Annotated in this window: 26 protein-coding genes; 16 read left to right on the top strand and 10 right to left on the bottom strand. The window is 68.0% G+C overall.

The annotated features are described in order from the left end of the window. Positions 1 to 155: 155 nt before the first annotated feature. Positions 156 to 464: a hypothetical protein gene (locus AB0L60_RS37690; RefSeq protein WP_364624390.1), complete on the bottom strand. Its 309-nt coding sequence runs from the start codon at positions 462 to 464 to the stop codon at positions 156 to 158. Between the two features lie 106 nt (positions 465 to 570). Continuing rightward, positions 571 to 1,518: an acyl-ACP desaturase gene (locus AB0L60_RS37685; protein ID WP_364624388.1), complete on the bottom strand. Its 948-nt coding sequence runs from the start codon at positions 1,516 to 1,518 to the stop codon at positions 571 to 573. Positions 1,519 to 2,022: 504 nt separating this feature from the next. Here AB0L60_RS37685 and AB0L60_RS37680 point away from each other — a divergent pair. Further along, the gene (locus AB0L60_RS37680) at positions 2,023 to 3,060 is read left to right on the top strand and encodes a lysylphosphatidylglycerol synthase domain-containing protein (protein WP_364624386.1); all 1,038 of its coding nucleotides are present in this window, start codon (positions 2,023 to 2,025) and stop codon (positions 3,058 to 3,060) included. 34 nt (positions 3,061 to 3,094) lie between these two features. Here AB0L60_RS37680 and AB0L60_RS37675 read toward each other — a convergent pair whose 3' ends face one another. Then, complete coding sequence (locus AB0L60_RS37675; RefSeq protein ID WP_364624384.1) at positions 3,095 to 3,349, bottom strand: hypothetical protein; 255 nt, start codon at positions 3,347 to 3,349, stop codon at positions 3,095 to 3,097. An 83-nt stretch (positions 3,350 to 3,432) separates the two neighbouring features. On the opposite strand from AB0L60_RS37675, the gene AB0L60_RS37670 reads away from it, so the two are divergent. Then, positions 3,433 to 3,786, top strand: coding sequence for a YggT family protein (locus AB0L60_RS37670; protein ID WP_364624382.1), 354 nt, complete (start codon positions 3,433 to 3,435; stop codon positions 3,784 to 3,786). Here AB0L60_RS37670 and AB0L60_RS37665 read toward each other — a convergent pair. Further along, positions 3,776 to 5,023 (bottom strand): MFS transporter, encoded by a 1,248-nt coding sequence (locus AB0L60_RS37665; RefSeq protein WP_364624380.1) that lies wholly within the window; start codon positions 5,021 to 5,023, stop codon positions 3,776 to 3,778. The two genes, AB0L60_RS37670 and AB0L60_RS37665, sit on opposite strands and share 11 nt — an antisense overlap. Before the next feature lie 125 nt (positions 5,024 to 5,148). On the opposite strand from AB0L60_RS37665, the gene AB0L60_RS37660 reads away from it, so the two are divergent. The 3 genes from AB0L60_RS37660 to AB0L60_RS37650 are packed head-to-tail and all read left to right on the top strand — an operon-like array spanning position 5,149 to position 7,059. Continuing rightward, positions 5,149 to 6,081 carry a LysR family transcriptional regulator gene (locus AB0L60_RS37660; RefSeq protein WP_364624378.1) on the top strand — a complete coding sequence of 311 codons (933 nt, stop codon included), beginning with the start codon at positions 5,149 to 5,151 and terminating at the stop codon, positions 6,079 to 6,081. A gap of 29 nt (positions 6,082 to 6,110) precedes the next feature. Further along, positions 6,111 to 6,623 (top strand): DUF664 domain-containing protein, encoded by a 513-nt coding sequence (locus tag AB0L60_RS37655; RefSeq protein WP_364624376.1) that lies wholly within the window; start codon positions 6,111 to 6,113, stop codon positions 6,621 to 6,623. A gap of 31 nt (positions 6,624 to 6,654) precedes the next feature. After that, positions 6,655 to 7,059: a VOC family protein gene (locus AB0L60_RS37650; RefSeq protein ID WP_356998299.1), complete on the top strand. Its 405-nt coding sequence runs from the start codon at positions 6,655 to 6,657 to the stop codon at positions 7,057 to 7,059. Between the two features lie 13 nt (positions 7,060 to 7,072). Here AB0L60_RS37650 and AB0L60_RS37645 read toward each other — a convergent pair whose 3' ends face one another. Together AB0L60_RS37645 and AB0L60_RS37640 are read right to left on the bottom strand one after the other, a co-directional pair. Next, a complete protein-coding gene (locus tag AB0L60_RS37645; protein WP_364624373.1) occupies positions 7,073 to 8,050 on the bottom strand; it encodes an oxidoreductase in 978 nt (325 codons plus the stop codon). Positions 8,051 to 8,754: 704 nt separating this feature from the next. Then, positions 8,755 to 9,576, bottom strand: coding sequence for a GntR family transcriptional regulator (locus AB0L60_RS37640; RefSeq protein WP_364624370.1), 822 nt, complete (start codon positions 9,574 to 9,576; stop codon positions 8,755 to 8,757). 155 nt (positions 9,577 to 9,731) lie between these two features. Between AB0L60_RS37640 and AB0L60_RS37635 the strand changes: the two genes are divergently transcribed. Next, the gene (locus AB0L60_RS37635) at positions 9,732 to 11,180 is read left to right on the top strand and encodes an AarF/ABC1/UbiB kinase family protein (RefSeq protein WP_364624368.1); all 1,449 of its coding nucleotides are present in this window, start codon (positions 9,732 to 9,734) and stop codon (positions 11,178 to 11,180) included. 84 nt (positions 11,181 to 11,264) lie between these two features. Here the strand turns inward: AB0L60_RS37635 and AB0L60_RS37630 are convergent, their stop codons facing one another. Further along, on the bottom strand, positions 11,265 to 12,701 hold the full coding sequence (locus AB0L60_RS37630; RefSeq protein ID WP_364624366.1) for a DUF1254 domain-containing protein: 1,437 nt from the start codon (positions 12,699 to 12,701) through the stop codon (positions 11,265 to 11,267). A 129-nt stretch (positions 12,702 to 12,830) separates the two neighbouring features. Between AB0L60_RS37630 and AB0L60_RS37625 the strand changes: the two genes are divergently transcribed. The 8 genes from AB0L60_RS37625 (at position 12,831) to AB0L60_RS37590 (ending at position 19,461) form a co-directional block, all read left to right on the top strand. Beyond that, the gene (locus AB0L60_RS37625) at positions 12,831 to 13,151 is read left to right on the top strand and encodes a DUF1214 domain-containing protein (RefSeq protein ID WP_364624467.1); all 321 of its coding nucleotides are present in this window, start codon (positions 12,831 to 12,833) and stop codon (positions 13,149 to 13,151) included. A gap of 103 nt (positions 13,152 to 13,254) precedes the next feature. Beyond that, positions 13,255 to 13,821 (top strand): DJ-1/PfpI family protein, encoded by a 567-nt coding sequence (locus AB0L60_RS37620; RefSeq protein ID WP_364624364.1) that lies wholly within the window; start codon positions 13,255 to 13,257, stop codon positions 13,819 to 13,821. Between the two features lie 117 nt (positions 13,822 to 13,938). Further along, a complete protein-coding gene (locus AB0L60_RS37615; RefSeq protein WP_364624362.1) occupies positions 13,939 to 15,081 on the top strand; it encodes a TDT family transporter in 1,143 nt (380 codons plus the stop codon). A gap of 160 nt (positions 15,082 to 15,241) precedes the next feature. Then, positions 15,242 to 15,814, top strand: coding sequence for a sigma-70 family RNA polymerase sigma factor (locus AB0L60_RS37610; RefSeq protein WP_364624360.1), 573 nt, complete (start codon positions 15,242 to 15,244; stop codon positions 15,812 to 15,814). Continuing rightward, positions 15,811 to 16,506, top strand: coding sequence for a Rieske 2Fe-2S domain-containing protein (locus AB0L60_RS37605; protein WP_364624358.1), 696 nt, complete (start codon positions 15,811 to 15,813; stop codon positions 16,504 to 16,506). The genes AB0L60_RS37610 and AB0L60_RS37605 overlap by 4 nt, the downstream gene beginning before the upstream one ends. Positions 16,507 to 16,620: 114 nt before the next feature. Next, the gene (locus AB0L60_RS37600) at positions 16,621 to 17,112 is read left to right on the top strand and encodes a cupredoxin family copper-binding protein (RefSeq protein WP_364624356.1); all 492 of its coding nucleotides are present in this window, start codon (positions 16,621 to 16,623) and stop codon (positions 17,110 to 17,112) included. Between the two features lie 68 nt (positions 17,113 to 17,180). Then, positions 17,181 to 18,083, top strand: coding sequence for a metallophosphoesterase (locus AB0L60_RS37595; RefSeq protein ID WP_364624465.1), 903 nt, complete (start codon positions 17,181 to 17,183; stop codon positions 18,081 to 18,083). A 160-nt stretch (positions 18,084 to 18,243) separates the two neighbouring features. Further along, the gene (locus tag AB0L60_RS37590) at positions 18,244 to 19,461 is read left to right on the top strand and encodes an Ig-like domain-containing protein (RefSeq protein ID WP_364624354.1); all 1,218 of its coding nucleotides are present in this window, start codon (positions 18,244 to 18,246) and stop codon (positions 19,459 to 19,461) included. Here AB0L60_RS37590 and AB0L60_RS37585 read toward each other — a convergent pair. After that, complete coding sequence (locus AB0L60_RS37585; protein ID WP_364624463.1) at positions 19,434 to 20,687, bottom strand: lipopolysaccharide biosynthesis protein; 1,254 nt, start codon at positions 20,685 to 20,687, stop codon at positions 19,434 to 19,436. The two genes, AB0L60_RS37590 and AB0L60_RS37585, sit on opposite strands and share 28 nt — an antisense overlap. A 286-nt stretch (positions 20,688 to 20,973) precedes the next feature. Between AB0L60_RS37585 and AB0L60_RS37580 the strand changes: the two genes are divergently transcribed. Next, positions 20,974 to 21,297 (top strand): antibiotic biosynthesis monooxygenase, encoded by a 324-nt coding sequence (locus AB0L60_RS37580; RefSeq protein WP_364624352.1) that lies wholly within the window; start codon positions 20,974 to 20,976, stop codon positions 21,295 to 21,297. A gap of 134 nt (positions 21,298 to 21,431) precedes the next feature. Continuing rightward, on the top strand, positions 21,432 to 22,445 hold the full coding sequence (locus AB0L60_RS37575; protein WP_364624350.1) for an NADP-dependent oxidoreductase: 1,014 nt from the start codon (positions 21,432 to 21,434) through the stop codon (positions 22,443 to 22,445). Between the two features lie 62 nt (positions 22,446 to 22,507). Here the strand turns inward: AB0L60_RS37575 and AB0L60_RS37570 are convergent, their stop codons facing one another. Next, on the bottom strand, positions 22,508 to 23,164 hold the full coding sequence (locus AB0L60_RS37570; protein ID WP_364624348.1) for a hypothetical protein: 657 nt from the start codon (positions 23,162 to 23,164) through the stop codon (positions 22,508 to 22,510). A gap of 71 nt (positions 23,165 to 23,235) precedes the next feature. After that, the gene (locus tag AB0L60_RS37565; protein WP_364624346.1) at positions 23,236 to 23,895 is read right to left on the bottom strand and encodes a hypothetical protein; all 660 of its coding nucleotides are present in this window, start codon (positions 23,893 to 23,895) and stop codon (positions 23,236 to 23,238) included.

Below are 23,895 nucleotides of genomic sequence, written 5' to 3'. Positions count from 1 at the left end.
GGGCGCAAGCGACCCGCGCCCCAGGCGCCCAACTCCGTCCAACGCGCCACTGGTCACCCTCGGCGCGGAACGCCGCACCGGTAGGCGCCAATGGCGAACACCGTTCAGCAGGAGGCGAGTTCGTTGTTCGCGCGGCTGCCGGACCGGCGGGCCGGTCAGGAAGCGCCGTGCAGGTAGCCGTCCAGCTGGGTTTCGAGGGCTAGTTCGGTGGCCTCATAGGTGGTTGCGGTGCGGGCGGTGGTGTCGGCGAAGGTGTGGAGGTGGGCGGCCAGCCCGCGAAGGACGGCCAGGAGCGGGTCGCCGACGGTGACAGCGGCGGCGCTGATCGCGGAATTCGGCATGGCCCGAACGACTTTGGCGATCAGGTCGACCGGGTCTATGGCCGAGATGGTCCCGGCTTCGGAGTGGATGCCCGCCGCCATGATTCGAAGCGCCGTGATGTCGGCGCGCAGCATGTCTGTCATGCCTCCCCCTTCGTGTGGACCACACCCTAGCGGTGGCGGGACGGGAGGGCTCGGCGGAAAGGAGGGGGCTGTGGACAGCGCGGTGGCTGTTCACATGCGGGTGGGTTCAGGTGGTCGCGGCGGCCCGGCGGGCGGCATCGCGGGCGAGCGCACGGTCGCGCTGCTCTTCGAACCGGACCACGTCCTTGCCGAGTTTGTCCAGGTACGTGGCCAGGCTGTCCCGGACTTGCTCGCCGCGCGCGGTGAAGTCGGCGCGCTCGAAGATATTCCATTTGCGCAGCACCGGGAGGATCACCTCGTCGAGATGCTGGCGCAGATCGTAGATGCCGTGCTTGGCGATGAGGACGCTGTTGCGGCGGAAGTCGGGCATGCCGGCACCGGGCATGCGGAAGTTCTCGATGACCGCGGTGATCGCCGCGAGGGCGTCGTCGGGGACCAGGTCCAGGGCCGCGCCGCAGATATTGCGGTAGAAGACCATGTGCAGGTTCTCGTCGGTGGCGATACGGGCGAGCAGCCGGTCGGCCACCGGATCGTGGCAGGCCTTGCCCGTATTGCGGTGCGAGACACGGGTGGCCAGCTCCTGGAACGTCACGTAGGCGACGCCCTGCAGAACGGCATGGTCACCGGTTCCGGTGGGGTCGTCGACGCCGGTCCCGACGCAGATCATGCGGGCATGCTCGAGCGCCACCGGATCGACCGCGCGGGTGACCACCAGGTAGTCGCGGATGGCGATCCCGTGCCGGTTCTCCTCGGCGGTCCAGCGGTCCACCCAGGTGCCCCAGGCACGCTCACGGGTGAACGAGTCGGAGATCAGCCGATGGTAGGAGGGCAGATTGTCCTCGGTGAGCAGATTGGTGATCATGGCGGCCCGCGCCGCCGGACTGAGCCGGGACTGCCCGGGTTCCCAGTCGATTCCGCCCAGGGCGGCGAAGTTGCGGCCCTCGTCCCAGGGCACGTAGTCGTGCGGATGCCACTCCTTGGCCACCGAGAGGTGCCGGTTCAGATTCGCTTCCGCCACCGGTTCGAGTTCGGCAAGCACTGCGCTCGCGGTCATGGAATTCGCCACGTCGTGTCCCTGCCCTACGACTTGATCTCGGCACTCCCCATTGCCAGGAGCCTACCCGGATCCGCGGTGAATCGCCCTGGCGCTCTTGGAAGACGACCGTTCTGTCGATTGGCGGAATCCGGGTGATCGATACCGATGGGCTGTAAAGATTTTCTCCGTCTGCAACACCGCACTCGTTTTCGATCTTCAGATCGTGTTCAATGAACGCGGCAATCCATTGCCTTCGGTTCGAATCACCGATGGGTCCGCGACTGCGGTCCGGACCAGGTAGTCCTCGCCCGCCAGGTGCCGGCTACACCCCACGCCAGCAGAACGACCAGCCCGATAGGAAGCGCCGGTCCGGCAGCGCCGTGATCAGGAGGCGGGTTCCCGGCAACACGCCACGGACCGATCGGGCGACGCGAGTCCATGCGTCACCGACCGCGTTGATGTTGAGCTGCGCAAATGCGATTCACCGGCGAAAACAGATATCTGCGATACCTAGGAGGGCAGATGGCGGCCGTTCCCGCATCTGCGAGAAAGGCACTACTCACCATCGTCTTCACCGTGCTGGTGATGGCCGCGGCATTCTGGCAGCGGGATGCGGTCCTGACCGGAGTCCACGCCCTCGCCGGAGCCGACCCGCGCTGGCTGCTGCTGGCCGCGCTCGCCACCCTCGCCCTTTGGCCCACCTCGGTTTTCATGCTGCGTGGTTCGATACCGGCCGACACCTCCACCCGGCAGCTGTTCGCCCTCCAGCTCGCGGTACCCGCCATCGGCTTGGTGCCCGCGGCCTCACTGCTGCTGCGGATGCGGTTTCTGCGCCGCACCGGACTCAGTCATACCGGCGCGGTGGCGTCCATCGCGCTGATGGGATTCGCCGCGCTGGTGGTGCGGGTTCCGCTGGTGGTGATCGCGGCGCTGGCCGCGCCGGGCCTGATGAGCCGCAATGGCGCGCAACCCCCGTGGCACGACCTGGGTCCCCGTGCTTCGGCGTGGTGGCACCACCTGATCGGCGGAAATCTCTGGCACACAGCCGCGATCATGATCATCGCCGTGCTCGCGGGAGGCATCGTCGTGGCGGTGGCCGCGCGGGCGATGAACCGCCGGGTGCAGGCGCACGGCGGCTGGCGGCGGCTGCCCGCCCGCATGCGGCACGCGCGCTCGGATGCCGAACTGGCCTGGAAATCGGTGGCAGCCACCGCGGTCCGTCCGCGCCGCGCGGCGGCCCTCTGGATCTGTGCGCTGATCCAGCCGCTGCTCATGGTGGTGGCGCTGTGGGCGGTGCTGCACGCGGTCGGCGCGAACCTCAGCCTGCCCGACACGTTCGTGGTGGAACTGGTGACCGTGGCCCTGGCCCCGCTACTGCCCTCCCCGAACGGGGTGGCCACCAAGGAGATCACCATCGCGGCCGGCCTCACCGCGGTCGCGGGCCTGACCGGCGGGGTGGCGGTCGGCGCGGCCCTGGGATTCCGGCTCCTCACCTTCTGGTGCCAGATCCCGCTGGGCCTCGCCTCCTTCGCCTATCTGAACCATCGCCGCGCCATCTGAGCGCGGCCCGGATTCGGTTACCGATCTCGCGGTATCAGTTGCCGATCTTGCAATCGATGGTCGCGAACTTGGCGACCCCGCCCCACATGGTCTGCGCGACGCCCTGCGCCTGATGCTTCCCGTGTTTGGCCTCCACCGTCACGGCGGGCAACTGCTCCCCCGCCCACGTCTGCGCGGTACAGGTGTAGGTCGGAACGGCGGCCTGGGCGGTCGCGGCATCGACAGCCACCAGGGCCGGTGACATGGCGGCGACGGCCAGGGGCAGGCCGACCAGATACTTCTTGCTCACGGCGACTCCTTGTGCGATCTCGGGTGAGCTGCAGCCCAGATTCTCGCACGGCTGCGGCGAGCCCGCCGCCGAACCTGCCGAGCGTGGTCGACGATGAGGGCACTTTCGACGGCGTCGCGGCGTTGATCACCCTGAGGGCGGCCACTATGAAGGAGTTCGCCATGTCATTCCTCGGTTCCCTGCTCGGGCTCGCCCTGACGCTGTTCATGCTGCTGCTGCTGGCCCGCCTCATCATCGACTGGATCGGCGTGCTCGGCGACACCCCGCCGGCGCTGCGGAAGGCTCGGGATGTCGTTCATCGCCTCACCGAGCCGGTGATCGCGCCGGTGCGCAGGGTCCTGAAACCGGTCCGGCTCGGCGGCGTCTCGATCGACCTCGCCTTCACCGTGGTGTTCATCGCGGTGCTCGTGCTGCGCGCGATCGCCTTCAGCTTGTAGCGGCGGCTACGGGTTCCGCGGCGGGGAGGTCGGGAAAACTGTTGGGGCGCAACAGCGGAATCGTGGCGAGCATGAGCAGTCCGGCGAGCGCGATAGCGGTGCGGGGGCCGGTGACGGCGGCGAGGAGGCCCCAGAGGGCCGTCATGGCCGCGGTATTCATGTTGCTGGTGATGGACCAGGCGGAGAGCATGCGGGTGGTGCGGTCGGGTGTGGCGCGTTCGAGGCGGAAGGTCGCGTAGACCGGGTTGAAGACTCCGCAGCAGGTGATGAGGCCGAATTCCACCACGATCACCACCAGCAGGCCGGCGAGGCCGGGGCCGATGCAGGCGAGGGCGGGCACCCAGCAGGCGCGCAGCATCCCGGTGGCGACGAGCACCCGGCGCTGACCGAACCGGCCGACCAGCGGTGTCGCCGCCCGCGAGCCGATCAGGCCGCCGAGGCAGGGAATGCCGAACGCGAGCCCGTACTGCCAGGGCGCGAAGCCGAGATCGCGCAGCATGATGACGGCCAGCAACGGTTGGGTCGCCAGGATCAGGCCGTTGACCAGGATCGTGTTGACGAACAGCGGTCGCAGCGCGCGGTGGGTCAGGATGTAGCGCCAGCCCTCGACCAGCTCGCCCATCCGGAAGCCCCCGCTCCCGCTCGGCGCGGGCTGCGGCTCACCCCCGCCGATGGCCCGAATTCCCAAGGCGGACAACAGGAAGCTGACGGCATTGGCCGCCACGGTGACCACCGGTCCGAAGATCCCGATCGCCGCGCCCCCGAGCGGCGGGCCCAGCACGGACGCCGTCCACATGGTCGATTCGAATCGCCCGTTCGCCAGGAGCAGGTCTTCCTTGGGCAGCAGGGTTTTCAGGTATGCCCCCGACGCCGCCCGAAATGCGATGTCCGAGGCCGCGACGATCACCGAAACCACCACCAGCTGCGCGAAACTCAGCACGCCCGCCGCGAAGGCCAGCGGCACGCTCAGCACCACCGCGAAGCGCGCCAGATCGGTGGCGATCATGACCGGCCGCTTGCGCCGGAATTCCATCCACGGTCCCAGCGGGATCGCCACCACCGCGCCCACCGCCAGTCCGGCTGCCGCCAGCAGCGACACCTGCCCGGGCCCGGCGTGCAGGACCAGCACCGCGATCAACGGGAAGGCGTCGAAGGCCAGCCACGATCCCGCCGTGCTCACCGCGAAAGCCGTCCACAACCAGCCGAATCCGCGTCCCAGTGACCGCCTGCCCGCCATACCGCCCGCCTCGTGCTGTCCCGCCGTCGTTGTCCGGCAAGATCGAAGCAGACCCGCGACCTCGGGATCAAACAACCGAACCGCCCGCGAGCCACAACCGGACGTTGTGCGCATACTCTCGTCGCATGGATCTCGAGGCCGTGCGCACCTTCGTCGCGGTGGCGGACACGGAACGTTTCCAGGACGCCGCCACGGATCTGTCGATCAGCCAGCAGGCGGTCTCGAAACGCATTGCGGCCCTGGAGAAGACGCTCGGCGTCCGGTTGTTCACCCGCACGGCGCGCGGCGCCCGCCTGACCCTCGACGGGCAGGCCTTCCTCCCCCATGCCCGCACCCTGCTCCACACCACCGAACGCGCCCTGGCCTCGGTGAGCCCGGGCCGCCGGGCGCTGCGCGTGGATGTGGTGGGTCGCCAGCTCGCCCCGGCCGGGCTGCTGCGCGACTTCCACCGCGCCCATCCCGATTTCGAACTGGACGTGGTGCGGCTCCCGCACGCGGGCGCGGCCATGGAGGCGCTGCTGGAGGGCTCGGTCGACGCCGCGTTCCGCTGTGTGCCCGCGCCGGGGCACCCACTGCCCGAGGGCCTGCAAGCGACGCCGATCTTCGACGAGCCGCTGGAGCTGCTCGTCGGCCCGGCCCACCGGCTGGCCAAGGCGCGGACATTGTCGCCGGAAGATCTGGCCGGCCATCGCATCTGGATGCCGAGCCTGGTGAGCGGTACCGAATGGTCCGCCTATTACGCGTCACTCGCGGCGGCCTTCGATCTCACCATCGATTCGGTCGGCCCGAATTTCGGCCTGGAGCCGCTGCTGGACGCGGTCGCCGATTCCCCGGAGGTCGCGACGCTGGTCGGCGAGGACACCCGCTTCCTCTGGCCCGACACCCACGGTCTGCGGCGGGTGCCGCTGCGTGACCCCACGCCCGTCTACCCGCACTCCCTGCTCCAGCGCGCCGCGGACCCCCATCCCACGCTGGCCGCGCTGCACGGCCATCTGGCCGGCGCGGATGTGGACCGTCCCGGCACCTGGGTTCCGGATTGGGCGCGCGCCTCGGAATAACCTCCGGCCCGTGGTGATTGGATGAGGGCATGACGAGCGCTGACTTGCTGGTGGACGCATTCGGGCGGATCAAGGAGAACGTGCACGGCGCGGTGGACGGGCTCACCCCGGCGGAACTGGCCACGCGGCCGGACGGGGATGCCAATTCCATCGCCTGGCTGATCTGGCATCTGACCCGCGTGCAGGACGATCACATCGCGGATGTCGCGGGCCTCGAACAGGTGTGGACGGCGCAGGGCTGGGCGAAGCGATTCGACCTGCCCTTCGACGATTCCGCCACCGGATACGCGCACAGTTCCGCCGAAGTGGCGCGGCTGGACGGCGTTTCCGCCGACTTGCTGCTCGGCTACTTCGACGCGGTGCACGATCAGACCATCGGGTACGTGTCCACGCTGACCGACGCCGATCTCCCCCGCATCGTGGACACCCGCTGGGATCCGCCGGTCACCCTGGGAGTCCGCCTGATCAGCGTGGTCGACGACGATATTCAGCATTCCGGCCAGGCGGCCTACATTCGCGGAATGCTATTGCGCCGCCGTTGATCTTGCTGCGGGACGCACGGAGAATGCGGACATGGCATTCACCGTGGACCGTTTCGATCATGTGGTCATCAACTGTCTCGACCCGGTGGCGACAGCCGACTGGTATGCCCGCGTGCTGGGCATGAGCGTGGAGCGGTTCGGCCCCGCCGGGCGGCTCGCGCTCACCTTCGGGAATCAGAAGATCAATCTCCGGCCGGTCGGCGCGCTGGACACCGACCCGAACTGGACCACCGGGGCCACCGAAGCCGCTGGGGCACAGGACCTCTGCTTCGTGACCACGGCCGCGCCCGAGGCGGTCGCGGAGCACCTGACCGCGTGCGGGGTCGAGATCGTCAACGGCCCGGTGGTCAAGATCGGCGCGCTGGGCGAGATGGTCTCGCACTACTGCCGCGATCTCGACGGGAATCTCATCGAGATCGCGGTCTACCCGTCCTAGCTCCGGCCGCCGGTCAGGCCCACCGGTAGTCGACGCCGGTCAGCTCCGCACTGAGCTCCCAAAGCTTACGGGCCTGGAATCGGCTGTAGGCAAGGGGATTTCGCAGGGTACGGCGGGGATATCCGAAGGTCCCGAAGGCCGGGCCGCAGTAGGAGTTGCCGGCCAGGCCGGGCATGGTCGCGGCATACAGTTGCGGCAGCGCGCCCTTGGCGTCGGATTGCGCCAGCGAGAACAGCATTCGCTGCTGGACGGCCGCGAAGGCCGCCGCCACGCCTTTTTCCGAGCCGGAATCGTAGAGATTCGTCGCCGACAGACCCGGGTGCGCGGCTACCGCGGTCAGCGTCGACCCGGCGGCCCGGGCCCGCCGCTGCAATTCGGCGGTGAACAGAAGATTGGCGAGTTTGGATTGGCCGTAGGCCAGCCAACGGCTGTACACCACCCGCCAATTCGGATCCAGCCAGTTGATCAGGCCGCCCCAGGCGGCGATGGACGACACGGTCACCACGCGGGCTTCGGGTGCGCGCAGCAATTGGGGCAGCAGTAGTCCGGTCAATGCGTAGTGGCCCAGGTGATTGGTGCCGAACTGCGCGTCGAAGCCGTCGGCGGTGCGCTGATGTCGCGGCAGGGCCATTACGCCCGCATTGTTGACCAGGATGTCGATGGGCGTGCCGCGCACATCGAGGTGGTCGGCGGCACGGCGGAGGGAGGTCAGGTCGGCCAGATCCAGCGGCAGCACTTCGGGTTTGGGGCCGGTGGCCGCGGCACCCACCTGCTCCAGCGCGGCCGCGGCCTTGAGCTCATTGCGGCAGGCGAGCAGGACGTGCGCACCCTTGGCGGCCAGGGCTTCCGCGGTGCGCAGACCGAGCCCGCTGTTGGCGCCGGTGACCACGGCGGTCCGGCCGGTCTGGTCGGGGATGTCGTCGATGGTCCAACGGCGGGCGAGCAGGGGCGGGCTGGTCACGGTCGGCCGGTCGGGCAGCGCCTCGGTCATACGGTCGTCCTCCTCCTCGAATTTCCGTCTGAGACAATGTACCCAGTTATGTAGGACCGCGCAGTCCCGCGAATAGAGTCGACTAGCCGGGACCAGATCCGATCCCCATTCTGTCTGGGACAATCCCGAGGAAGTGGGGCCATCCCACTCGCCACCATCATGTTTATCATCGTCGCCGTAGTGGGAGCGATCGCCGCGCGGGTCTTGACACACTGGTGCTGCGCGCCTGGGCCACAGCGGTTCTCACCGGCGGTGGTTTCGCCGTGCGGCCAGTGCCGAGCGCCGACATCGTTCAGCTTCGGCGACGTAGTCGGCGCAGTCCGCCGGCACTCCCCGACCGGGCCGGATCGTCGGCGCGATCGAGGCAACCGCGCCCTCCTGCCGCTGCGCGCCGAATTCTGGCTGGCCTACCGGCTCACCCGCGCCTTCCCCCGCACCAGCCGGGCCCCCATGGGTGACGGGCGGACCCGAGGTCGAGCGGGTGGCGCGTTTCCTCATCGACCACCCTGGTTTCCTCGGCGTGGCCAGGGAAGCGGCTGCGATAATGCCCCAACGTCGGGGACTCCAAATATATTGGGAGCCCCCGGAATACGATGGCGTCCACCACCCATATCGATGAGGAGACAGATCCATGACCGTCCATCCACCCGCCGAGCCACCCACCAAAGGCAACCGGGTGATCCTGGCGGTGCTAGCGCTGGCCATCATCGGCGCGCTCGTGGCGGCGGCCATGGCGACCGCCGTCTGATCAGGCGGACGCGCTCTGCCGGTGCACCGCGGAATCCAGGCCCATACCCAGCAGTTCGTCGAATCTGGCCAGCACCTTCTCGTGGTACATGGCGAACAGATCCTCGAACAGCGCCCAGCTGTGCCTGGGATGGACCGGCCGTGGATTCCCACACCGCGAGCAGCGCCCGCCACACCAGGACGTGCAGATCGGCGGAGGCCGCGAAGTACGCCTCCACCGCCTCCGGCACCTCGAACAGCATCTCCCCCACCGAATTGAGCACCGCACGCTGCATGGCGTGGCCCAGATCGGTGAGCACCAGGCGCACCAGGCCGACCTCGAGCTCGAGCATCCGGGTGCGATCGGGTTCGGCGCTGCTGGCCTGGGTTTCGAGTTGGTCGACCGCGGCGGTCAGCACCGCGGGCTCGATGCCGCGCTCGGCTGCGGTGTAGTCGAGCAGTGCCTCCAGCACGATGGCGCGCTCGGCCGCCACGATATTGCCGAACATCTCCGCGGCCACCTCGGGTGCGTGCATGGACAGCCGGAACAGCCGCCGGTACACATCCAACCCGCCCGCGCGGCGCACATCCCGGACGGTGAAACCGCGGCCGCGATGCGCGTCCACGAAGCCGTAGGACTCCAGGCGGCCCAGCACCAATTGCGCTGTGGCCCGGTTCATATCGAATTCCTCGGCGACCTGGCGGACCGACGGCATCAGATCACCGGGCGCGTACTCACCGGTCGCGACGCGGCGAGCGAGCTCGTCCGCGACATCGGACACGACCGTCTGGGCACCCATCCTGTCACCCTTCGATAACTTTCGGATACGTCCCAGACAGTTTAGACTTTCGTGTGCCAAACTGCACGTGCATGCGCCGTGACGGGCCACTCATCGGACCTGGTGAGAGCCACACCGGACGCCGGCGCGGTGCCGCGCACACGACGAGGTGAGCAATGTCGATTCGGCGTATCGGGGAACGGTCGGGGGACGACGGGGGCAGGCCGCCGGTTCGCGGCGCGGTCCGCAATGCGCGAATCGCCAGTCTTCCGGTCGCATTCGCGGGCCGGCAGGCCGCCGGGGTCGGCAAGCGGGCCCTCGGCCGATCCGCGGCCGAGGTGGACTTCGAGATCCGGATGCGCACCGCCCAGCACATTTTCGAGGTACTCGGCGAATTGAAAGGCTGCGCCACCAAACTCGGGCAGTTGCTCTCGCTCTATGAACTCGCGCTGCCCTCGGAGATCGCGTCGCCGTACCGGACCGCGCTTGCCCAGCTGCAGGATGCGGTGCCCACCATGCTGCCCGGGACCGTGCACGAGGCGATGGCCGCGGGCATGGGCGAGAACTGGCGCTGGCACTTCACCGAATTCGACGATCGGCGGGCCGCGGCGGCCTCCATCGGACAGGTGCATCGCGCGGTGTGGCGCGACGGGCGGCCGGTGGCGGTCAAGGTCATGTATCCGGGCGCGCACCTGGCGGTGCTCGCCGATCTGGAACAGCTGCGCCGACTCTCGGTGCTGGCCACGGTGTTCGCGCCCGGCGCGGACGTGCCCGCGGTGACCGAGGCCATCTGCACCTGTGTGGCCGACGAACTCGACTACGCGGCCGAGGCCGACCATCAGCGGCGCTTCGCCGAGGCGTACGCCGGCGATCCGGATTTCGTGGTGCCCGATGTGATCACGCAGCGGGGCGATGTGATCGTGACCGAATGGCTCACCGGCACACCGGTTTCGCGGATCATCGAATCCGGTTCGCCCGGGGAGCGCGGCCGGGTCGGGATGCTCATCATCCGATTCCTGCTGTCGACCTGGTCGCGCACCGGCCTGCTGTACTGCGACCCGCACCCGGGCAATTTCCGGGTGCTGCCCGACGGGCGGCTGGGCGTGGTGGATTTCGGGGCCTGCACGCCCTGGCCGCCCCCGGGTTTCGAGGCGCTGGTGGGCGAGGTGATGGAGGCCGCGTTCAACGGCGGCATACCCGAATTGGACGCGGCGGTGCGGCGGCACGGCTTCGTGCGGCCCGGACGCAACTACGACGTGGCCGCCTTGGCCGAGGGGCTCGACGCGGTCGGCGAACCGCTCACCGTGCCCACCTTCCGGCTCACCACCGCCTGGCTGCGCGGGCACGTCCGCTCGGTACTGGCGCCGCGGTTGTCCAATGTCCACCGGCAACTGGACATGCCCGCCTATTTCACCCCCTTCGCGCGCTGCTTCCTGACCGCGCTGGGCGTGGTGTGCCAACTGGAGACCGAGGGGCCCATCCGAGCCGAATTCGCGCGCTGGTCACCGGAATTGGCCGCGGTCTTCGACCGCCACGACACCCGCCACGCTCAGCCCACCGACCTGGCCGTCGTCCGTCACCTGCGCCCGGTCCCGCCTGATCGCCGTGCGTCGGTAGTCGGCTGAACTCCTCACCATCGCAACGGGTCTCGCGCATCGGCCGGCATGGGCGAGACTCCTGGTCTGCGCGCATGCCGGTAGACCCGCGGTTCAGCTGTTCGGGGTGAGCGCGGGCGGCTGCCAGCTTCCATGGGCGGCGTCGTCGCGCGGTGCGTAGAGGCGCATGGCGAGATTGAACGTCCCGGAGGATGGGATCGGCAGCCAGTTGCCCTGGGGGACTTCGGGTCCGGGCTTGGCGGCCTGCAGGACGAGATCCACCGAACCATCAGGGTTGGGGGTGACGGCGGGCTGGTGGCCGACGGAGTAGATGTTGTCCGGGTTGGGCACCAGGAAGTGGTCGGCGGTGTAGGCGGTCAGCGACCAGAAGGCGTCCGCGGGCGGCAGCTGGCCTGCCGGAAAGTGGCATCGGTAGGTGCGCGGGGTGCCGCCGGAGTCGGCGGGAACATTGCCCATCATCGGATAGATCGCGTCGGCAGGCAGATTCGCGCCGAGGGCGGTCAATGCCGTGTTGGCGCGCAATGGGTAATCGGTGCCGTAGGCGCCGAGGTTGGTGGCATAGCTCCAGCCGTTGACCTCCTTCGCACCCGGGTTCTTGTAGTCGTGGATCCGCTGCTGGGCGTCGTGGACCGCGGCGTTCAGAGTGTCGGCGTCGATGCCGGTGACCGAGCCACCGGGCTTGATGCCCAGGCCGGCGAATCGGGCGAGCGCGTCGGCGTCGGCGGGTGCGGGAGCGTCGGCAGCCATCAGTTCATTGAGCTTGGCGAAAAAGGCTGCACCGTCCATGTTCTGGACCTGCTTGGCCGGGCTGTCGGACATGCCGCCCGGTGCACCATTGAGCGTGGGCGTGTCCGGGTTGGCGGTCCAGGCGCTCAGCGGCATGAGCTTGATCTGGTTCTGCAGAGCGACGACCGCGTCGTGGTCGTCCGGGCTGTTGAGAGCGAAACGGATGATGATCCACGTCGTGGCGGTGGGCATGTCCAGGCGATTGAGCCCATCGGGAAGCTGCCCGTTCCAACCGGGGCCGGTGACGGCGTACGTGAACGGGCCGGACTGACCGCCGCCGGACACCTGCGGGTGCACGCTCGAGGGGTTGTGGACGGTATTGGTCCAGGCGTCCATCATCTGGGCCAGCCAGTAGCGGTCGGGCATGACCGGAATCTGCAACACCATCGGCTCGGCGCGCAGGTCCAGCCACGCCTGGCTGTAGAGGGTGTCGACATTGGGGGTGACGACGGTCTTGTCGTCGGGGCTGGGTGTCGTGTCGAACCGCAGCAGGGTGTTGGTCGGCGCGGCGGTGGCGCGGGTGGCGTCCATGAGGACCAGCGGGTAGCCGAAGATGTAGGCGTCGGTCGCGATCGACTTCGGATCACTACCACCCGCGGCTGCGGGGGTAGTGGTGGTAGTGGACGACGTGGACGAATTCTTCGAGCTACTGCACGCCGCCAGCGCGGCCGTGGCCGCCAATCCGGCCGCGGCACCCAACAATCCGCGTCGCGACATCGGGAATCCGGGAACACCGTCGGGCATGGCTGCCGCTCCTGTCGGTATGGGAACCTGAAAAGGCCGTTCCCGCACGGTAGCTAATCATTAGCGGATTTCCCAGGCATCTCCGGTTCATGTCGATAACGACCGTTCAGATCCCATACACCACCTCGGATTCAATACCCGCAATCGCCACATTATGGTTTCCTATCGATCAGATATGAGATCAATAGCGAACTATCGGCGAATCTGACATGCAGGCCATTCGACAAACCGTGTGGGAGGCGGGTTTCCAGCGGCGTCGAGGCGATACAGCCCGACCATCCGGACGGCTCGGTCGATGTCCACTTCGGACCCAGCGCCCCCGACGGCACGAAGTCCAGCTGGGTTCCCACCAGATCAGGCCGGGAATTCGAGGTCATGTTCCGCTTCTACGGCCGCCGGCAACCGCTGTTCGACAAGTCCTGGAAGCTCCCCGACATCCAGCCCGCGTGACCGCAGTGTCCGATCGCTATAAGGCACCGGATCATGCGATCAGGTGTTTCGAAAAGGGGGTGGGTGATGAGCGGTCTCGATACCATTCATTGGGAGGTGCGCCATGACGAAGGTGCTCTTGATCACAGGGGATGCCGCCGAGGACCTCGAGGTGATGTATCCCTATCAGCGATTGCTGGAAGAGGGGTACGAGGTCGACATCGCGGCTCCGGCTCGGAAACAGTTGCAGTTCGTGGTCCACGACTTCACCGAGGGGTTCGACACCTATACCGAGAAGCTGGGGCGGACCTGGCCCGCTGATCTGGCGTTCGCGGAGATTGATCCGAGCCGGTATGCGGCGCTGGTGATTCCGGGCGGGCGGGCGCCGGAGTATCTGCGCGGGGACCAGGACTGCCGGCGCATCGTCCAGCACTTCGCGGAAACGGATAAGCCGATCGCGGCGCTGTGTCACGGACCGCTGATCCTGGCGGCCGCGGGCGTGCTGCGGGACCGCTCCTCGAGCAGTTATCCGGCGCTCGAACCCGATGTGGTGGCGGCCGGAGGGCAATGGGTCGACAGCCCGGACCATGTCGACGGCAATCTGATCACCGGGCGCGCCTGGCCCGACCATCCGCAATGGATGCGCGCCTTCCTCGACGTGCTGCGCAAATCCGCTCCGCCCACCGCCTGACAATCCAGCATATGGTGGCGGCATAGAACGGGACGGGGGTCGGGCATAGAACCGATCTATGCATCCATCGAATTGTGAGCGCTACCGGGGGAAGTGCCGGTCCGCGAGGGTTGAGACATGACCACCGTGACCTTCCGCCGCACCGCTGCCGCAGCTCCCGCCGCACAGGTGAGCACCCCGACGGCGGCGGGCGAGGGGTGGCAGCCGCTGCGGCACCTGGCGCCGAACTGGTTCGCCGCGGTGATGGGCACCGGCATCATCGCCAATGCCGCCGCCACCCTGCCGACGCAGTTTCCCGGATTGAAGGGCGCCGCCACCGTGGTGTGGGCGCTGGCCGCGCTACTGCTGACCGTGCTGGCCGGGGCCTGGGTCCTGCACTGGCGGCGGTATCCGCAGGAGGCGCGGGCACACGGGCAGCACCCGATCATGATGCAGTTCTACGGCGCGCTGCCAATGGCCCTGCTGACCGTGGGCGCGGGCACCCTGCTGCTCGGCAAGGACATCATCGGCTCGACCGCCGCGGTGGCCATCGACTGGGTGTTGTGGTCGGCCGGAACGGTTTTCGGGCTGATGACCGCCGCCGCCATCCCCTACCGGATGATCACCCGCCACACTTTCGATCCCGACTCGGCCTTCGGCGGCTGGTTGATGCCCGTGGTGCCGCCGATGGTGTCCGCCGCGCTGGGCGCACTGCTGGTGCCGCACACTCCGGCCGGGCAGCTGCGGCTGACCATGTTCGTGGCCTGTCTGGCCATGTTCGGACTGAGCCTGATCGCCTCGCTGGTCACCATCACCTTGATCTGGTCGCGGCTGCTGCATCACGGCCTGCCGCCGGCCGGGATGATCGCCACCGTCTGGCTGGTGCTCGGTCCCCTGGGCCAGTCGGTGACCGCCGCGGGCAGCCTGGCCAATGTCGCCCCCGGCGTCGTGGATGACCGCACTGCCGCCGGGCTCGATGTCTTCGCCGTCCTCTACGGCGTTCCCACCTGGGGATTCGCCATGCTGTGGCTGGCGCTGGCCATTGCCGTCACCCGGCACGCCCGCACCTCCATGCCGTTCAACCTGACCTGGTGGGGCTTCACCTTCCCGCTCGGCTGCTGCGTCACCGGCAGCACCGCGCTCTACCAGCACACCGGCGCCGACCTGTTCGCCGTCACCGCCGTGGGCCTGTACGCCCTGCTGGTCGCCGCCTGGGCCGTGGTCGCCGCCAGGACCGTGCACGGCGTGCTGCGGGGCGATCTGCTGCGACCCGTGCGCTGACAGCGCGACCAGCGCACGTCCCGGGTGGATCCGGCCGGATCCGCCCGGGACGAATTCGTTGCGATACCACCGAAACGTCCCCGCTGTAACCCCGGGCGCTATCTACTGACAGACGTGAACACGCGTCGATGTATTCGTTGGATGCGGGAAGCGGCGGTTCATGGTGCGACGGGTCGAATCCGAGCGCCGGACGCAGCCTGCCTCGAGCTCGAGCTCGGGTCGGGAGTTGCGGCTGGTGTCCGGTGACAGCTACGCCAGCTGGGAAGCGGTGTACCGGGACAATGTCACCTGGGTGTACGCGTTGATGTTCGGCAAGGTCGGCAACCGGGCCGACGCCGAGGATCTCACCGCCGAGGTGTTCACGGCAGCGCTCAAACCGCTGCGCATCACGGCGAGCGCCCCGGAGGTGCGGGCCTACCTGCGCGCCACCGCGCGCACGGTGCTGGCCGCGCACTGGAAGGCGCGAATGGGCCGGGAGATCACCACCATCGAGGGCGATATCCCCGATGAACCGGCCGAGGAATTCCACGACTCCGTGGCGCAGGCCCGCGCCAAGGCGGTACTCGCCGAACTCCCGGACCGCTACCGCCGCATTCTGGAACTGCGCTTTCTCCAGGGGCTTTCGGTCCGGGAGTCGGCGCAGAGCCTCGGTGTCACGGTGGCGAATGCGAAGGTGTTGCAGCATCGGGCGTTGCAGATGGCGTCCCAGCTGAATGAGCGAGGTGTGCGGTGAGCGGGCGGGAAGTGCGGCGGTTCGTCGATGAACTACTGGCCGGCAAGAAGTCCACGGGCTTCCGGCCCGATGAGTCCGAGGCCGAGGAGATGCGCACGGCCATCGAACTGCGGGCCGCGCGCCTGGGCAGCGACGCGCCCAGCGAGGAGTTCCTGAGCAGTCTGCAGCGCCGGCTCGCGGCCGAGATGGACGAGGAGCCGACCCCCTCGCACCCGGCGAACGGTTACCGCCGCCGGAACCTGCTGATCGGCACCTCCGCGGCCGCGGCCGCCGTCACGGTCGGCGCGGTGGTGGATCGGACCCTGATCGGGCACGGGCAGCCGGGCTCCCCGCCCGCCGCCAAGCAGGCCCCGCTGTCCCCCAATACGGGCGCGTGGCTGCCGATCGCCCGCTCCACGGATCTGCCGGAGGGCGCGACGATCGCGTTCGATGTCGGCACCGTCAATGGATTCGTGCGCCGCGACAAGGGGAATCCGGTCGCGGTTTCCGGCGTGTGCACGCATCAGGGCTGCAAGCTGTGGCTCGACGCCCCGGCCGAGCGCCTGCGCTGCCCGTGCCACTCCACTTCCTTCTCCATCCAGGGCGAGGTGGTCACCCATCAACTGCCGGTGGCGCCCGCGCCCTTGCCCACCGTCCAGGTCCGCGAGAACAACGGCACCATCGAGGTTTTCGCGCCCACCGAACCCGCCTAGGCTCCAATAGCGCTGGTGCACAGCGGTTTCCGTCCCGTGTAACCCCCGCCCCTATCTATGGATGATCGGTTCGCAGCAGCGAACGGAACCATCCCGGATGGAGGCCCGGACCCCATGACACCCACCCGCAGCCGGCGGCGCGCAGCCGTCGCCGTCACCGTCGCCGCGGCAGCCCTGCTGACGGCGAGCGCGTGCAGCTCGAACGGCGGCGGCAAAGCCACGGACAACGCCGCCCCCGGCTTCACCTTCGCTTCCGGCACCGCTACGCCCGGCATGGTGCCGGACGGCAGCGGGCCAACCGGTATGCCCGGCATGTCCATGCCGAGCTCGTCCGCCCCGGCGGCGGCACCGGCCGGCCCGAATGCCGTCAACATCGACAACTTCGCCTTCGGGCCCAGCTCCCTGACCGTCAAGGTCGGCACCACGGTGACCTGGACCAACAAGGACGAGGAACCGCACACCGTGGTCGCCAACGACGGCAGCTTCCGCTCGCCGACGCTGGGCAACAACGCGACCTACACCTTCACCTTCTCGAAAGCGGGCAGCTTCGCCTATGTCTGCTCGATTCATCCCTTCATGCACGCGACCGTGGTGGTGACCCAATGAACACTCGCAACCCGGACGACCGGTACGCGGACTTCGAGGACGAGGACACGGCCCGCGATCCACAGAAGATGACCCGCCGCCAGCTCATGCGGCACTCCGCCTGGTTCGGCGCGGCCGTGGGCCTGGCGGTGGTGGGCGGCGAGGTGGTCTCGCACGTGGCCGGCACCGCGCTGGCCGCGCCGGCCCGGCCCACGCTGCGGTTCGCTCAGGTCAGTGACAGTCACATCGGTTTCACCGGCACCGCCAACACCAGCGTGACCGATACCTTCACCGAGGCCATCTCACAGGTGAATTCGCTGGGCTACGAGCCCGACTTCGTCATCCACACCGGCGATCTCACGCATCTGGCCACGGCCGAGCAGTTCGATCAGGTCCATCAGATGATGCAGGGAATCAAGACCCCGCACGTGTTCACCGTTCCGGGAGAACATGATTCGAGCGACGACGGCGGATCCCGATACCGGTCGACGTTCGGGAACGGCACGCGCGGGGACGGCTGGTACAGCTTCGACATCGCCGGCGTCCACGTGATCGGGTTGGTGAATACGCTCAATCTCAAGGATCTCGGACACCTCGGGCAGGACCAGCTGGACTTCGTGCAGAAGGACGTAGCCGGATTGTCCAGTGACACACCGATCATCGTGTTCAGCCACATACCGCTGTTCGCCATGTATCCCCAATGGGGCTGGGGCACAGACGATGCCACCCAGGCGCTCAGCTATATGAAGCGGTTCTCCTCGGTGACCTGCCTCAACGGCCATGTGCACCAACTGTTCACGAAGACCGAGGGCAATGTGACGTTCTACAGCGGCACCACCACGGCGTATCCGCTGCCGAAACCCGGTGACGGGCCCGCACCCAAGCCGGTGACGCTGCCCGCGGGCAAGCTGCACGACGCTCTCGGCATCCGCGAAGTCACGTATCAGAAGGGTCAACAGCAACTCGCTATCAAAGAAGAATCGCTGAAATGACCACTGCCCAACGGTGTGTCGCACCCGAGTCTCACATCGTTGTCATTTCGTCAGCACGGCCTGGCGATGGAAGATCGGAAACGGAGGGTAATCTACTACGCTGGGCAGTAACAAGATGCTGTGCAGCAGTGCGGCGCACGGCGATTACAGGAGGGAAGCTATGCCACCCCGCCGTTTTCGGACGAACGCCGCAGCGAGCGTATTGATCACATTGGTGCTGGTGCTGGCGGCCTGCTCGTCCAATCTCCCGAGCGGGAATGTGGGTCCGCGCACTCCGGTTGCGCAGTCCATCGCCATCACGCCGGCGCAGGGCGCGGACAAGGTGGATCCGTCGGCGCCGGTGAAGGTGAGCACGTCCAGCGGCGTGCTGACCGATGTGACGCTCACCAATGAGGACGGCAAGGTCATCGAGGGCACCTTCACGCCGGACAAGACGGCATGGAAGCCGAACGATCAGCTGGGCTACAGCCGCACGTACACGCTGAAGGCCTCGGGCATGGACGTGACCGGTCCCACCGGTCCGGTCACCTCCAGCTTCACCACCATCGCCCCGAAGAACCAGACCAAGGTGTATCTGAACACCACGGGCGGGCAGGCGATCGTCGACGGCAACAGCTACGGCGTGGGCATGGTCATCGTCGCGCACTTCGACGAGGACATCACCGACCGGGCCGCGGCGCAGAAGCGTCTGGTCGTCACCACAGATCCGCCGGTCGACGGCGCCTGGTACTGGATGGACAACCGCAATGCGCATTGGCGGCCCAAGGAGTACTGGAAGACCGGCACCAAGGTGAACGTGGCGGCCAACCTCTACGGCGTCGAGGTCGGCAACGGCCTGTTCGGCCAGGAGGACTCCAAGGCCAACTTCGTGATCGGCCCGTCGCACGTGTCGATCGCCGACGACAACACCCATCAGGTGCAGGTGTTCGAGAACGGTCAGCTGATCCGCACCATGCCCACCTCCATGGGCCGCGGCGGCAGCGAGACCATCGCCGGCAAGACGTTCACGTTCTGGACCATGCCGGGCACGTACACGGTCATGGACAAGGCCAACCCGGTCATCATGGACTCCTCGACCTACGGTCTGCCCGTCAATTCACGGCTCGGATACAAGGAAGCCATCGGCTGGGCCACGCGCATCAGCACCGACGGCATCTATCTGCACCAGCTGGATTCCACGGTGTGGGCGCAGGGCAATACCGACACCTCGCACGGGTGCCTCAACCTCAACGCCGAGAACGCGCAATGGTTCTTCAACTTCGCACAGCCCGGTGACGTGGTGGAGGTGCACAATACCGGCGGTGCGCCGCTCGAGGTGTGGCAGAACGGCGACTGGACGCTGAGCTGGGATCAGTGGCTGGCCGGTAGCGCCAGCTGAATCCGCTCGCGCGCGGCCAGCTGACCGGTCCGCGCGAGATACCAGGCGGCGACACAGAATTCGGCGGCCACCGTGCCCCACACCAGCGTCCACACCGAGTGGGTGCGCAGCGTGAGGAGCAGCGCGGTGGCCGCCACCGCCGTTCCGATCACCGCGCCGATCATGATGCCGGCGGTGTCCTGACGCACCGGCAGGATGGCGGTGGTGACGAACGAGGTGGTGGCGGTGGCGACCAGAATGCAGACCTCCACGCGCAGGATCGGCACCACGGCCCGGAAATCGTCGTCGTAGATGAGCTGCACGGCGAACGGGGCGGTCACCCAGATACCCGCCACCGCGACGGCGGCCACGATCACACAGGCGGCCAGAGCGCGCATCTCGTGCCGCCAGAAACCCGGATCGGTGCGCTCGCGCGCCATGCGGGGCAGCAGCGCCAGCCCGATCGGATCGAGCAGCGATTGCACCGCGCGCACGAGTTTGTCACTCGCCGAATACAACCCGAGCGAGGCGGCGTTCAGCACCGAGGAGTAGACGGTGGCGGTGCCCTGCCCGTAGCTGGTCACCAGCAGCCGTGACGCGAGTACGGGCGCACCGGTGCGCAGGATCATCGGGACCTTGGTGGGGCGTCCCGGGCGGCCGAACCGGGTGTGGGCGTCCCGCCAGGTCAGCGCGACGGTGACCACGGACGACAGCAGCAGGCACAGCAGCACCACCTCGGCGTGCGGAAGTCTCGGCAGCACCGCGACCAGCAGCACGAGGTACGCCACGCGCCCGGCGATCTGATAGGTCATCGAGGCCCCGAATCTGGCCTGCCCCACCAGCAGCCAGTCCTCGGACATGGACAGGAATCCGCCCACGAACAGCCCCAGCAGGATCATGCGCAGGTGCGGGCCGGCGCCGACGGCGAGTCCGGCCGTGAGCGCCACCGCGATGATGCTCAGCCCCGCGCCCCGCACCGCGAGGTAGCTCCCCCGCAGCTCGTCGAGCCCCTCTTCGTTCAGCAGCGCTGCCAGAAACGTATTGATGCCGAGGTCCACCAGCAGCGAGCCCAGAAAGTAGGCCGACATCCCGATGGCCAGCAGCCCGACCCCGCTCACCCCGAGCGTCCGCGCGGTCAACGGCACGGTCACCGCGGTCACCAGGAACTGCCCGTACTTCCCGAGACTGACGAACCCGATGTCCCGCAACACCGGCAGCAGCCCATCCTCGGCCACCTTCGCGCGCATCCGCCCGACCAGCGCCGTCCCCACCAGTCGCCGTCCCGCCATAGCGGTCCTCTTTCTCCCCGACCGCGCACTCCGGCCAGATCCCGAAATTCTCCTGCCCCCTCCCCACCCCCGCCACCTCGAACCCCCGACTCACCGCAAAACGTAACCCCGCATTCAAATCAATCGCCCAGTCACCCAGCCCGATTCACCACGACCGTCGAGTACCGGGCACCCAACCACCGACCTGCGCAACGGGTTCCAACGTAGGCTCGACGACGCACCGCCCAACCGAAAGGGTGACCCGATGTCCGACGACACCATGTTCAGCGTCTACGGCCGAATGACCGCCCTCCCCGGCCGCCGCGACGACCTGATCACCTTGCTCCTGAACGGATTCCGCGCCGGCGGCCCCACCAGCGGCCTGCTCACCTACACCATCAATACGGCCCGCGACGACCCCGACACCATCTGGCTCACCCAACTCTGGATCAACAAGCCCGCCCACGACGCAACCACCCGCTCCGAACCGGTAGCCGCCATCACCCGCCAACTCCCGCCACTCCTGGCCCGACAACCCGAAGGCTTCTACGGCGACACCGTCCACGCACAAGGCCACACCCCCGGGTAACAAGAATTCCCGCGGCCCCGGGAATCCGCCGTCAACATCATGACGAGTTTCGATACCTGGCGCGCGGAACAGACCTGACGTGGGTCCACAATGTCCAGAATGAAGGGGTTGCCCATCGAAAGGTCGTTCCGACGATGAAGTCCACCCGTATAGTCCTGGCCTCCCGCCCGACCGGTATGCCGCAGCCGGAGAACTTCCGCACCGAGACGGTCGAACTGGACCCGCCGCAGCCGGGCGAGGCGCTGCTGCAGACGCTGTACCTGTCGCTGGACCCGTACATGCGCGGCCGTATGAGCGACGCGCCCTCCTATGCCCCGCCGGTCGAGATCGACGAGACCATGTGCGGCGCGACCGTCTCCCGCGTCCTCGAATCCACCGATCCCGCACTGCGGCCGGGCGATATCGTGCTGGGCTGGGGCGGCTGGCAGACGCACTCGGTCGAGCATGTGCGGGCTCTGCAGAAACTGGACCCGAGCGCCGCGCCGCTCACCACCGCGCTCGGTGTGCTGGGCATGCCGGGTTTGACCGCGTACTCCGGTCTGCTCACCATCGGGCAGCCGAAGCCGGGCGAGACCGTGGTGGTCGCCGCCGCCACCGGACCGGTCGGTTCGACCGTCGGCCAGATCGCCAAGATCAAGGGCGCGCGAGCCGTCGGCATCGCGGGCGGGCCGGAGAAGGTCGCCCTGCTGCGCGAGCGCTTCGGCTTCGACGCCGCCGTCGACCATCGCGCCCCCGACTTCGCCGAGCAGCTGGCCGCCGCCACCCCGGACGGCATCGACGTCTACTTCGAGAATGTCGGCGGCGCGGTCTTCGACGCGGTCCTGCCCCGGCTCAATCAATTCGCCCGAATTCCGGTGTGCGGCTTGATCGCCAACTACAACGACACCGACCTGCCGCCGGGCCCCGACCGGCTACCGCTGCTCATGTCGAGCATCCTGCGCCGGAGCCTGACCGTGCGCGGCTTCATCGTGTCCGAGTTCGCGAGCCAGGCCGGTGAGTTCTATCCTGCTGCGGCGCAATGGATCGCGGAAGGCAAGCTCGCCTACCTCGAGGATGTGGTCGACGGCCTCGACCACGCCGTCGCCGCGTTCCAGGGCCTGCTCACCGGCAAGAATCTCGGCAAGCTGGTCATCAAGGTCTCCGACTGACGACGGACCCCGGACTTCCGGGACTCCCGTATCGGCGGGCGGAAGTCCCGGAAGCCGTTCTCTTACTTCATGACCGCGATGTACGGCCGCAATCCCAGAGCGATGTCCACACAGACGCCCAGCAGCACGTCCCGCTCCACCGGGTCGAGCGGGTGCTCGAGCCAGAGCCGGGTGCCCAGGATCGGGACGGGAAGCGGCTGCCCGGCCCGATCCCACCAGAAGGACTCGTTGTAGAGATCGTTCGCGATACGGCGCAGGCTCCAGCCGCCGACCGTGCGGACCACGTCGAGGCGGCCGGTCTCCTGTCCCATGCGGTCGAGCACCACGATGCGGAAGAGTTCCGGGGTCCGGGCCTCCTCCGGATCGGGTACGAAGTGGAAAAGCGTTCCCGCCGTGGATCCCACGGCGGTCGAGGTGTCGGCGCGCTGCACGGTGGCCAGGGAGGTCCCGTCGCCCCGGCTGAGCACGGTGGGCGCGGAGTTCTTGGACTCCACCCACACCACCGACCCGTCGGCGTAGGTGATGCGGTGCTTGCCGGTGCCACCGTTCTTGAAGCCGAAGAGGATGGCGGCCTTGGCCGCGAGACCATTGCCCGCGCCCTGCACCCCGGTGGCCAGCGGGTCACCGGGGCCGGCACTGAAGGTGATCTTCAGTGCGTTGCTCACCTTGTGCACGACCCGGCCCTCGATCATTGTCGAGGGGTCCTGCGGCGCTGACATCGTTCGATCGTAGGCCCGCGGGTTCGAGTCCAGCGGCGGTTTCGGCCCGGCACGCCGGACGCGACGCGCCCCTAGCTATTGGGGAAGCCGACCTTCGCCAGCGCGGTGGTCCAGTCGGTGGCGATCGCCACCTGGGCGTCGACCAGCGCCACCTTGCCATTGCAGATCAGGGTGTGCAGCTTGGTCTCGACGCCGTCCTTGGGATTGTTCGGCCCGGCGCCGGCCTGGTGGCCCGGTGACGGCGGTTCCACCCAGATATTGCGCGGATCGTTGGGGTCGCCGCCCAGTTCCAGCGAGATCAGGTGGTCGTACTCGGCATCGCGGGGGTCGCCGGTGTAGTCGTAGGACTTGATATTGGCGGCCTTCTCCGGATTCGTGATCGACGTATTGGGCCGAATCGAGGCGGTATAGCCCGACTTACAAATGGTGTCGGCCAGATTCGTCGCTGTCACTTTGGGATTCGTCGCACCCGGGGTGCAGTTCGGGTCGGGCAGCGGCTGGCCGTCGGCGGTCTGGCGGTAGTGGCAGCTGCCGGGCGCGGGCTGCGCCGCCACCGTGTACGTGCCCTGGGGACCGGGGCCGACCGGGATGGTGCCCTCCTTCTCCTTGGGCGCGGGCTGCGGAACCGCTTGTGCCGGTGCGTTGGCCGGATGGGTGGCCTCCCCCTTCGAACACGCGACCGTCAAACCCAGGACCAGCAGGGCCATCGCAAGCCCTTTGTGCGCCTTCAT

The sequence above is a fragment of the Nocardia sp. NPDC051981 genome, from assembly GCF_040680715.1.
Lineage (GTDB): Bacteria > Actinomycetota > Actinomycetes > Mycobacteriales > Mycobacteriaceae > Nocardia.
Note: the sequence above shows the minus strand (reverse complement) of the source record. Positions and strands in the feature narration are given on the sequence as shown.